This window comes from Pseudomonas sp. PDM24, assembly GCF_019218905.1.
GTDB lineage: Bacteria > Pseudomonadota > Gammaproteobacteria > Pseudomonadales > Pseudomonadaceae > Aquipseudomonas.
In genome coordinates this window covers 1-255 of the sequence record NZ_JAHUWR010000031.1, presented here as the reverse complement: position 1 = coordinate 255, position 255 = coordinate 1, and the positions used below count along the sequence as shown (strand labels likewise).

Annotated in this window: 1 pseudogene; it reads left to right on the top strand. The window is 62.7% G+C overall.

Annotation, left to right across the window (positions count from 1 at the left end):
- Window positions 1–255 (top strand): annotated as a pseudogene (locus tag KW837_RS29245) (Ig family protein); the annotation flags it as partial.

The following is a 255-nucleotide window of genomic DNA, read 5'->3' as shown; positions in this document are numbered from 1 at the left end:
TGCCGACACCCTCATCGGCGGTCTGGGCAACGACACCTACATCATCGACAACCTTGGCGACACCATCACTGAAACCAGCGCACTGGCCGGCGAAACCGACACCGTGCGTTCGTCGGTCAGCTGGACGTTGGCCGCCAACGTGGAGAACCTGTTCCTCACCGGCGGCGACAACCTCGGCGGCGCCGGCAATAGCCAGAACAACGTATTGGTGGGCAACACCGGGAACAATACACTCAGCGGCGGTGCCGGTGACGA